The organism is Leptolyngbya sp. FACHB-8 (assembly GCF_014695575.1).
Lineage (GTDB): Bacteria > Cyanobacteriota > Cyanobacteriia > Elainellales > Elainellaceae > Vacuolonema.
In genome coordinates this window covers 1-10148 of the sequence record NZ_JACJOO010000056.1, presented here as the reverse complement: position 1 = coordinate 10148, position 10148 = coordinate 1, and the positions used below count along the sequence as shown (strand labels likewise).

Here is a 10148-nt window from a genome sequence, read left to right as displayed (position 1 = left end):
CTTTCATCTGTAAAGAGTCACTATGAGTTTTGAGCAAGTGTTGGTGCCAGTTGAAGCATCGGTTTGTGAAGGTGATGACAATTCCCAAGGACGGAACGGCAGAGCCGAACGATCCTTTGAGCCTTCATCTCTTACCTCCAAATCTCAGCCGGTTAAGAAAATGCGCTCAGATATGCAGCTGCCTTGGGATTTCCTAAAAAACCCAACAACCCCACATCAATTCGGATTTATCAGTTTCTGCCACGCAGACTCCCTGCCAGAAATTCCTCACCAACCCTTCTCCCCTCTCCTCAAACATCCCAGTTCCTTCTGGTTGACAGTGTTCTATGGGCTGCTGTTCCGCTACACCCAGCAGACTACCCTTGATTTGGACGTGACCCTGGTCAATTCCAATAACACTCCCCAAAAACCACGGGGTATTGCCTTAACGCTGGATGAAACAGAGTCGATGCAAACTCTGGCACATCAGCTCTCCTCCGCCATGGAAGCAGGGTTGCCCCTTCCCACTCCGGCTACTGTCGCCTTTACCTTTGTAACGGAGGCCGCAGCTACCTCTTCCGAAGCTGAAGCCCATATTCTCGATCAAGGTACACCCGACCTTCATCTAGTGCTGGTCCAAACCAAAACAGGCCTGCAGGGCACGCTGGCATACAATACTCACCTGTTCCGGCCGGAAACCATTGAGCGTTTGGCTGGACATTTGGGCCAATTAGCGGAGGGGGCGATCGCCACTCCCAATGCCCCCATTGCCAGTCTGCCCCTGCTCACCCCCAGCGAAAAGCTGCAGATGTTCGTGGAGTGGGGTAGCCCTACCGTTGAGTATCCCCGGCTCCCAGTCTTTACAGCTATCGAGGCCCATGCCGCAGAGCGGCCCGAGGCGATCGCCGTTCGTTTTCTGGAGCAAGCCCTTAGCTACAACGAACTGAACCAGCGGGCCAACCAACTGGCTCACTATCTTGTGGCTCAGGGTGTTACTCCCGGCTCACGGGTAGCGGCCTGCTTTGAACCTTCCTTAGATGTATCAGTAGCCCTCCTCGCCATCTTTAAAGCTGGAGGTACCTACGTCCCACTGGATCCAAGCTACCCAGCCGAACGGTTGGGCATTATTCTCGAAGACACACAACCCCAGGTGCTGCTGACGCAAACCCACCTACAATCGGTGGTTCCTGCGCTGGTTCCTGCCACCTTCTGCCTGGATCGCGATTGGGCTCATGTGGCCGCGCTACCCACCCATAATCTAAATCTCTCGCTAGATCTGAACCAGACCGCTTATATCGTCTACACGTCCGGCACCACGGGCAAACCCAAAGGGGTGATGGCCAGCCATGGCAACCTGGTGAACTACATTCGCGTTGCTGTCGATACTTATCGGTTTGGCCCGGATATCATCCTGCCGTCCATGGCCCGGTATACCTTCAGCATTACCTTTTTCGAATTGCTGTTGCCGTTGGTGGCTGGTGGTCAACTGGTCATTCTGGAGCGCGATCGCGTCCTTGACTTTAAGCGGATGATTCAGCTTCTGGAAGAAATTAATACGATCCATGCATCTCCCAGCCTGCTCCGCAAACTAATCGCTTACATCCATGACAACGGTTTGAATGTATCTCGCTTCGATAACCTGAAGCATGTATCTTCGGGTGGAGATCTGGTATCAGCGGATTTACAAGAAGCGATGAAGCGGGCGTTCCGTAACGCTGAAATTTTTGTGATTTATGGTTGTAGCGAAGTGAGTTGCATGGGTTGCACTTTCTTTGCAGGCGATCGCACCGTCACAAAAACCTGGGTGGGTAAACCCTTTCCCAACGTAATGGTTCGGTTGTATGACGGCTATCTCAATCCCGTTCCGGTTGGCATGGTCGGTGAGATTTGCTTCAGTGGTGATGGCATTACTCAGGGCTATCTCAATCGTGATGAATTAACTCAGGAGAAATTCATCTACATTGATGGTCAGCGTTTTTATCGCACTGGAGATTTAGGCCGTTTTGATGCCGATGGCAATGTGCAGATTTTGGGGCGATCGGATTTTCAGATTCAGCTTCGGGGGATGCGGGTGGAACCGGGTGAAATCGAAATTACCCTGCGGCAGTGCCCCGGTGTTCGCGATAGTGTTGTGGCATTGAAACCCCTGTGGCGAGATGAAGAAGGTCTGGTGGCCTACGTGGTGCTAGACCCCGCCCAACCCGCGACCACTGACACCATGCGCCGTTTCTTGCAGGCCAAGTTGCCTGACTACATGGTGCCCTCGGCATTCCAGGTGTTAGAAGCGCTGCCCCTCAATATGAATGGCAAGGTCGATCGCAAGGCGTTACCCGATCCAGACCTGAGCCAGGGTAATTCTGACACACCCTATGTAGCTCCCAGAACCGAACTAGAGAAATCCCTGGCGGATGTTTGGGCGGCAATCCTTGGCGTTGAGCGAGTCGGTATCGAAAACGATTTCTTTACCCTGGGCGGCCACTCGCTGATGGCAGCACAGGTAATCGCCCGCATTCAGGAAAATCTGGAAATTGACTTACCCCTACGACGGTTGTTTGAATTTCCCACGATTGCAGGATTAGCCGAGTTTATCGAAAACGACTCAACGGAACGACAGATTATTCCTCAACGTTCCAACGAGCAGTCAGCCCCTCTCTCCTTTGCTCAACAGCGTCTCTGGTACCTGGATCAATTGGAGCCTGACAGCTATGCCTACCACATCTGTAAGGCCATCCGACTCCAGGGTTCTTTAGATGTAGCCGCTTTGCAACAGGCGCTCGATGCCATCATGGAGCGACATGAGCCGCTGCGTACCTGCTTTGTCGCCACCAACGGTATCCCCAGTCAGGTCATTCTGCCCCACCAGCCTTTTGAGCTACCCCTGATTGACCTGAGCCAAAGGGCAGCGGGCGATCGCGATGCCGAATTACAGAAAATTTTGACCCGCGAGGAGCAACGCCCCTTCACCCTCTCCATGGATCTGATGCTGCGGGCAACCCTGGTGCGGTTGCAGCCCGAAGAGCATGTGCTGCAAGTGGTTGTTCACCACATCTGCTCCGATGGTCTGTCCATGGAAATTCTGTTCCGGGAGCTGCGCGATCTCTATCAAGCCTTCCGTTCCGGACAACCCAATCCCCTGGTGGCCCTACCCGTACAGTACGCTGATTTCGCGGAATGGCAGCGCCAGTGGTTCGCCGGAGAGGTGCTGGAGCAATACCTCGGTTACTGGAAGGAAACTCTTCAGGGCATTACTCCCCTGGAGCTGCCCACAGATTATCCTCGTCCTGCTACCCAGAGCTACAGCGGGCAAAGTCATACGCGGGTGATCTCCGGTGACCTGGCTCAATCTCTCAAGAAGGTGAGCCAGCAGGAAGGGGCCACCCTGTTCATGACCCTGTTAGCCGCTTTCAAGGTGTTGCTGGGCCGGATGGCAGGACAAGAGGATGTGGTGGTGGGAACGCCTATTGCAGAGCGCGATCGCCCCGAATTAGAACCCCTCATTGGTTTCTTCATCAACACCGTCGTCCTGCGCACTGACTTGAGCCACAACCCCAGCTTCCGAGAATTGCTGGGCCGCGTGCGTCAAACTGCTCTGGGAGCCTACGCTCACCAGGCCATGCCCTTCGAAAAGCTGGTGGAAGAACTGCATCCCGAGCGGGATCTGAGCCGCACCCCTATCTTCCAGGTGTGGTTTAACATGTTCAATTTTGAGGGCATCCCTGTTGAGCTGGCGGATCTGGACGTCCAATCCCTCTCGGTTGCAGAACCGGCTTCTAAGTTCGACATCACCTTGTACGTGGGCGAGAAGGACGGGGAACTGTGGGTCAACCTGGTTTCCAACGCTGACCTGTTCAGTGCGGCCCGAATGGAAGAAATGCTGGTGCAGTATGAATATCTGCTTCAGCAAATTGCAGCGGCCCCCGAAACACCCATCCCCCAACTCTCTCTGGTAACACCGGGTAAAGCGGCTCTGTTGCCTGATCCTCAATTACCGCTGACCTACGATGCAGGCGAGGTAATTTATCACGAGTTTGTGCAGTGGAGCGATCGCACTCCCCAACAACCCGCCGTCATTGATAGCCACGGCACCTGGACTTATGCCACCCTCAACGAGCGCAGCAATCAACTTGCGAACTACTTGGTGAGCCAGGGCATTCAACCTCAGGACGGTGTCGCGATCTATGCCTCTCGTAGCGCTTCCCTGGTGTGGGCAATGCTGGGCATCCTCAAAGCAGGTGCGGCCGTTACAGTACTGGATTCGGCTTATCCTGCGGCACGTTTGGCGGATTACCTGGACATCGCTCAACCGAAAGGTTTGGTGGTGCTGGAAGCAGCTGGAGAGTTTCCTGAGGAATTGCAGGGGGCGATCGCCAACCATCCCTGGACTTGCCAGATCACCCTTCCCGCCAATGGGCAAACCCTACCGGACGCCCTAGCCCAATGCTCCACGGATGAGCCACCTGTGCCCAATCCCGAGCATCGAGCCTATGTGTCCTTCACATCCGGTTCAACGGGTAAACCCAAAGCCATTGTGGGCACCCACAGCCCCGTTTCCCACTTCCTCAGGTGGTATCGTCACACCTTCCCCTTCACCACTACAGATCACTTCAGCCAGTTGTCGGGCCTGGCTCACGATCCCCTATGGCGTGACATCTTCACCCCGTTGAGCGTTGGGGCCACCCTCTACGTTCCCTCCCCGGCGCAGATGGAAACGCCCAGCGAGCTGGCTACCTGGTTACACCAGTCGGAAATCAGCGTAATGCACCTGACCCCAGCCATGGGGCAGTTGATCCGGGAAGGCGCAGCGGCGATCGCGAATTTCCAACTCTCCAGCCTGCGCTATGCCTGCTTTGGTGGGGACATTCTCACCCGCCAAAGTCTGGATGAGTTCCGCAAGCTGGCTCCCCATGTAACGGCAATCAACGGCTACGGTGCAACGGAAACACCGCAGCTGGCCAGCTACTTCGTAGTTCCTCCCAGTGGGGAAACGACTGCACCGCACCATGGAGCATCTCGCCTACCGGTGGGCCAGGGTATCGAAGATACTCAGCTCATGATTGTGAATTCCGGTCAGGCTTTGGCGGGGGTTGGCGAATTGGGTGAAATTTACGTGCGCACACCCTACCGCTCCAACGGTTACCTGGAGGGTTCCCTGAGTCAGGAGAAGTTTGTTGCCAATCCACTGACGGGTGATCAGCAGGATATCTGCTACAAGACAGGAGATTATGGCCGCTATCTGCCCGACGGCAATGTGGAATTTTTGGGCCGGATGGATCACCAGGTGAAGATCCGGGGCTTCCGGATTGAACTGGGTGAAATTGAGTCAGCCCTGAAGCAGCATTCAGCGGTGCAGCAGTGTGTGGTAGCGGCGCGGGAAGATGAACCTGGCCGTAAGGCACTGGTGGCCTATGTGGTGACAACTGGTGAGGAAATTGGAGCTAGCGAATGGCGGCAGTTTTTGAAGCGATCGCTCCCCGACTACATGGTGCCCTCGGTCTTCGTCCCCCTGGAAGCACTGCCCCTCACCCCCAACGGCAAAATCGATCGCCGCGCTCTACCCAAGCCGGATTTGTCGGATCGCATGGCAACAGCCGTTCATGTGGCCCCTCGCACCCAAACAGAAGAACAGTTGGCGCAGATTTGGGCCGAAGTCTTGAATTTGCCGGCTATTAGCGTCACCGACAATTTCTTCGACCTGGGTGGTCACTCACTGCTCACAGTACGTCTCACCTCCCAAATTGAACAGCAGTTTGGGACAAAGCTGCCTTTGAGCGCCGTTCTAACGGCTCCCACAGTTGAACAGCTAGCTGCCGTTCTGGATAAGGAAAACGTGAGCAATCATGCAGAGCCGATTCACTACGAATCAGTGGTACTACTGCGACCCGGCACTGGCCAGTTACCGCTGTTCTTGATTCACGATGCCGACGGAGAAACCCTGGTCTACCGGAGTCTGGCGCAGCAACTCGATCCGACCATTCCGGTGTATGCATTACGCCCTTACAGTGCGGCAGGTTTTCCCCTCTTGCATACGCGCATCGGAGACATGGTCAACTTCTACATCGAGCAAATTCGCCAGATTCAACCCGAAGGGCCGTACTTCATTGGTGGGCTGTGTGCAGGCGGGCGTTTGGCTTTTGAAGTAGCCCTGCAACTGCAAAAACAGGGGCAGAAAACTGCTTTACTGGCGATTTTTGATGCTGCCGATGTGGGAACTCCCGAACGGGGTGGCAACTATGCCAACAGCCAGCGCCTCAACCGCTTTGCTCAAGTTATGAAAACAGGGACACAATCTAATCCTCTGGTTAGAGTCCTGTCCATCGCAAATAAAATCCGGAAGAAAGCCACCAACCTCCTGGTTTACGAAACTCAGCAGCGGTATTTGGCAGCGCTCAAGCATACCAAACTGTCCTTGTTCCGCTACTGCCTCGATCGCAATATCTCCGTACCCCCATTCCTACGCAATATCCCAGTGCGTACCGTGATTATGTGGGCAGGGCCTCAGCATCGCTTTGATGGCCAACTCGAGGGTGAAGTGCTGCTCTATCGGGCGACCCAGAAGAGCAATATTTTTGACGGCACCCCTATCGACGATACTCCCGCCATTGAGAAGTACGCGGAGCCTTTGCTGGGATGGGATAAGCGTGCGGCCCAAGTCCGCAGTTATGATGTTCCTGGTGGGCACGCCAGTATGCTACAAGACCCCAATGTGAAGGTGTTAGCCGAGCATCTACAAGCGGCTATCAACGAGGTGGCAACGCTGGCTCAAGATGCTAACCAGTCCAAATCCAATGCAGATGCACAACAGGCAGCCTGAATCTAACCCTGGCCCTCTTCGGGGGGCCAAGTTAGAGCCGTTAGCTTACGTTTGACATGTAGCCCCTGCATGTGGATGACCCATCCGACACTCAATGGATCACCTTTTCATGACTACCCAATCCCAGCGTGCAGACCTGTGTGCGGAACAGGACATAACCGAAACTCCATCGTCTTCGAAGTGCTCAGTGCCTTTGCTGGTTGCGATCGTCAACTACCGCACCGCCGACCTGACCATTAGCGCATTGCGATCGCTCGTTCCTGAGCTTCCCACCCTTCCCGGTATGCAAGCCGTAGTAGTGGACAACGATTCAGGGGATGGCTCCGCTGAAAAAATTGCCCAGACGATTGAAGCAGAAGGCTGGAGTAGTTGGGCATCCGTGGTTCCGGCAGAAAGGAATGGGGGCTTTGCCTATGGCAACAATGAAGCGATTCGCCCGGCTTTCCAATCGGACGATCCGCCTCCCTATTACATGCTGCTGAACTCTGATGCAGAGGCACGACCTGGTTCCATGAAAGCCCTGGTAGATTTTATGGATGCCAATCCGAAGGCAGGAATTGCCGGAAGTTGCATCGAGAAATTTGATGGGGAATTGTGGCCGATCGCCTTTCGCTTCCCCTCCATCCTCAGTGAGTTGGATTCGGGGCTGCGTTTGGGATTTGTCTCAAAGCTGCTGTCCCGCTGGGTGGTGGCACAAACGATGGCGACCGATCGCCCCCAGGAGATTGATTGGATGCCCGGCGCTTGTATGATCATTCGTCGCGAAGTATTTGAGTCCGTTGGCTTAATGGATGACAACTACTTCCTGTACTACGAAGAAACAGACTTCTGCCTACAGGCAAAACGCGCCGGATGGGAATGCTGGTACGTTCCTGAGAGTAAGGTGATGCACCTGGCAGGACAGAGTACCGGAGTGACGGGGCGCGATCGCGCTAAAAAACGCATCCCTCAATACGTATGGGATTCTCGCCGCCGTTATTTCGTAAAAAATCACGGCGTCCTCTATGCAGCCCTGGCGGATCTGGCCTGGTCAACAGGCTTCTCTCTATGGAGCCTGCGTCAGATGATACAACGCAAACCTGATGCCGATCCCCCTCACCTGTTTGAGGATTTTCTCAGCAATACGGTATTCGCCAAAGGATTCCGCGATATTCAAAAGGCGCAACAGGTTTAATTGTTAAGCACGCCCTAGAAACCCGGTGTTTTCAGAAACACCGGGTTTCTTAATTCAAATCATTAAGCTACAAATTCACTTACAGCGCTTTTCAAGCGCTTAAAATCTGGTTGTTTTTGTGAGAACCGCGCTCCGCGCGGCTCTCACAAAAACAACCGTGGCTAATTCAAGCAAAAAGCGCTGCAAATAGGACTTATACGGTGTTGTGATGAGCTTATGCTGATTGTTATTTCATGGCCTGTTTTAAAGGTTGTTTTTTTTGATCGTGAGGCGCATAAAAAACAACTTTCACAGACCCTAGTAGGCTGCGGCCTAAGTTCGCAACCTATGTTTTGTGTGGGGTGCTTCGCACCCCACACAAAACATAGGTGATGGATTTCCGCCTCAGCGTACTAGTGAAGTAATAGATGCCGTTCAGAACCCTGGGTATTCGTTGGAGAAAACTGCTCTGGTATTATTTCTTCTAACTGCGGTTCAAGCCGCTGTAATTCCTCAGGCTGTTCCCGAACAGCAGGCTGAACGTTAAGGACAGGGGTATTGGTTTCGAGCCTTCCTTGCAACTGCTGGATTTCGCGTTCCATCTGAGCATATCCTTCCTCAAAGAATCGTTGAGAACTGGTGGGATAAGCCAGGCTATTAATAATAGAGCGCGGTAAAGTTTCAGCTCCTACTTGGGCGGGCGTCAACCCTATGGAAGCAGCGATCGCAAACAGTAAAGCTGTAATAATTTTTAGTGGTTGGATAGGAGATTTCATACATGCGTTCCAACCGAGGAGAGCTATAGGGAAGCTGTCAACTTTATTGTAATAACTAGTGGTCTGTCAATTTTTAAGTGTGGGTTACTCCACACTTAAAAATTAAATTTAAGGAATTTTTGAGGGGTCTACGACCCCTCAAAAATTCTTGGGTAGAGTACTAGGCTATGGAATCGTATTAATCACCACTATCTATTAGAGCCCCCATTGCTGCCACTAGAAGTTCCCCCGCCGGTACTTCCGCCAGAAGTATTACCATCGGCCTCTCCTCCACTGGAATTACCACTACCATCATTGCCACCGTCATCGCCACCATCATTGCCACCGTCATTGCCACCGTCATTGCCATCATTACCGGCCCCATCATTCGAATCGCTTGCTCTGTCTTGCAAAGCGTAAAGTTGTCGACGAAGTGCAGTTCTGTAGCTTGACTCCTCTCCTGTACTAGGAGCTGTTCTTCCGGCATCAATAGCAGCCTGAATAATGTCATTAGCTGTGATGCTTCCGGTTCTGAGCCCAACCATCAGGTTTCCATAACCGGGAATTCCTTGGTCTGAGAGATAGCCTCGATTCGCTAAAGTTGCTAGCTGAATTGGAGTTAATACACGAGTTGTTTGCCTATCCTGAATCTGAAGAGTTTCGTTATTAAACTGTGGAGATTGATTGTTATTTGGGCGTGTTTCCTGACCTTGTGCAACCGGAGCAAAAACAACGGCAGAGACAACGAGAGAAAAGAAGGCCAGAGCAAAGCGTTTCATCACCGATTTCCTGAAAGGACTAAAAAAGTTATTGACTAAAAACAGGGGAGCACTTCATAAAAATAAGCCACGATTGAAGAGTAAAGAATTGGTATCATGTGGCTCATTTTTTTTGATTTCAGCATTACCTTAAGCTAAGGTACTCTTCTTAATTAATCCTTCTGTCATAAGTGAGAACAGAGCTCTAAAAAAACCATTTCTTTTAGATACGTGCTCAGACTTCTGGCCAAAGATAGCCCCTTGCAAACGAAGATTATGCCTAGCAATAAACCTAAGTTTTAACCTCTGAATCCTTTTGAGACAACGCTCACAAGTTTCTCAAAATCTTTTGGCATAACAAGGATGAGAAGAGTTTAGCTTCCGTTTCAAATTACGATTTTATTTGGCCATTCTTTTAGAGAGCTTATCATTGGAGAGCTGATTTTCAGGAAAATTCTAATTACAATTAGTAGCGCAACGGGCGATCGCAAAGCGTTCGAAGAAAAGCTAGGGATATGCGCCCTGTTCAGTGCTAGCCGTGCAGAACCTAAATATCCTTCAAGATGGTCATCAAACCATATCAACAGAAACAACAGGTAGACGACCATAATTCATATAACATTAGTTCGGACAGTTTTTCTGAAACCGTTGATTTTGCGTGCGCGAAGCGCACGCAAAATCAACGGTTTCAG

At 52.3% G+C, this 10148-nt stretch carries 4 protein-coding genes; 2 read left to right on the top strand and 2 right to left on the bottom strand.

The features are described 5' to 3' along the window. Nucleotides 1–22 precede the first annotated feature (22 nt). Nucleotides 23–6790: a non-ribosomal peptide synthetase gene (locus H6F91_RS13690; RefSeq protein ID WP_190772081.1), complete on the top strand. Its 6768-nt coding sequence runs from the start codon at nucleotides 23–25 to the stop codon at nucleotides 6788–6790. 109 nt (nucleotides 6791–6899) lie between these two features. Beyond that, a complete protein-coding gene (locus tag H6F91_RS13685; protein ID WP_190772082.1) occupies nucleotides 6900–7964 on the top strand; it encodes a glycosyltransferase family 2 protein in 1065 nt (354 codons plus the stop codon). Between the two features lie 392 nt (nucleotides 7965–8356). Here H6F91_RS13685 and H6F91_RS13680 read toward each other — a convergent pair whose 3' ends face one another. Both H6F91_RS13680 and H6F91_RS13675 read right to left on the bottom strand, forming a co-directional pair. Next, nucleotides 8357–8719: a hypothetical protein gene (locus H6F91_RS13680; protein ID WP_190772083.1), complete on the bottom strand. Its 363-nt coding sequence runs from the start codon at nucleotides 8717–8719 to the stop codon at nucleotides 8357–8359. A gap of 188 nt (nucleotides 8720–8907) precedes the next feature. Then, the gene (locus tag H6F91_RS13675; RefSeq protein WP_190772084.1) at nucleotides 8908–9477 is read right to left on the bottom strand and encodes a hypothetical protein; all 570 of its coding nucleotides are present in this window, start codon (nucleotides 9475–9477) and stop codon (nucleotides 8908–8910) included. Nucleotides 9478–10148: the final 671 nt, after the last annotated feature.

What these genes read in the sequence shown, in the direction of transcription:
- H6F91_RS13685 (WP_190772082.1), top strand. Translation starts at nt 6,900, where the DNA reads ATGACTACCCAATCCCAGCGTGCAGACCTGTGTGCGGAACAGGACATA.
- H6F91_RS13680 (WP_190772083.1), bottom strand. Translation starts at nt 8,719, where the DNA reads ATGAAATCTCCTATCCAACCACTAAAAATTATTACAGCTTTACTGTTT.
- H6F91_RS13675 (WP_190772084.1), bottom strand. Translation starts at nt 9,477, where the DNA reads ATGAAACGCTTTGCTCTGGCCTTCTTTTCTCTCGTTGTCTCTGCCGTT.
- H6F91_RS13690 (WP_190772081.1), top strand. Translation starts at nt 23, where the DNA reads ATGAGTTTTGAGCAAGTGTTGGTGCCAGTTGAAGCATCGGTTTGTGAA.